This is a genomic window from Bartonella bilalgolemi, assembly GCF_023500045.1.
Taxonomy (GTDB): domain Bacteria; phylum Pseudomonadota; class Alphaproteobacteria; order Rhizobiales; family Rhizobiaceae; genus Bartonella; species Bartonella bilalgolemii.
Genome location: NZ_JAMCOF010000035.1, coordinates 1 through 884 on the forward strand (window position 1 = coordinate 1; position 884 = coordinate 884).

The 884-nt window shown below is 39.1% G+C and carries 1 protein-coding gene; it reads right to left on the minus strand.

Features of this window, described 5'->3' with window-relative positions:
• On the minus strand, positions 1-884 hold an 884-nt coding region (locus M4Z11_RS07360), incomplete at both ends, for a DUF3987 domain-containing protein (protein ID WP_249678038.1).

An 884-nucleotide genomic window follows, 5' to 3' on the forward strand; every position in this document is an offset into this window, starting at 1 on the left:
CTCTTAAGCAGTTCAAAAATCAGCGCAGGGCTTGCTATGGTTTTTCTCATTTTTAAAAGATGCGATTGTAAGCTTTCTGCTAATCGACCACTTTTTTCCTCTCTATGAAGTTTTTCTAACCATTCATAAAATTTCTCTTGTGCTTTTTGCATAAATCGCATGATTAGCGGGTGTTTTTCCGAACCTAATCGTTTATCACGAAAAGAGCGAAATACCCCTTCATACTTTTGCCAGCCCTCTTGATTGGGAGGTCTATCAATCAATTTCCATTCTTGATTTTCATCGGGCCACACAATCATTTGAAACCGTTGCAATAAACCGTCATCGTTTATTCCACGGTGGATTGCTTGAATGATGGGAATAATGCGTGAAGGTTGAATGCCTCCAATTATTGATAACGTTACATGAGAGATAAAAATGGTTCCCCGCTCGATACGGTCCTCTGTAAATTGATCATCTCCATTAAAAGCTGTGAGATAAAAAGCACGGTCTGTTTGATATTCTCTTCGTTCCAGATTGGCTAAAAAACCAGACAATTCATCACGCACCATTAAGAGACCACGGGGGTTTTCTTTTAAGAGTTCCCCAAGCTTTTCAACCGTGACATCATTGACGATAAAACGAGAGACATCATTATCATGCGCATTGTCTTTAGAGAGAGTTTCATACAAAAGAGCACGGGCGGTTTCACACTCTCCTTTTTTAAGCGCTTTATTGGCTTGTTTTTCCTTTTCTCGTTTGTCTAAAGTTTCAAGTCTCTCTTCAATTTCTAGTCTTTCTTTCTGCTTTAACCACTCTTTATACCATTCTTTTTGAAGACAAGTGATAGGAGCTAAAGCGGCTTTCATGGCTGGTGTTTTCATGGTTGACGATTGACCAATAAG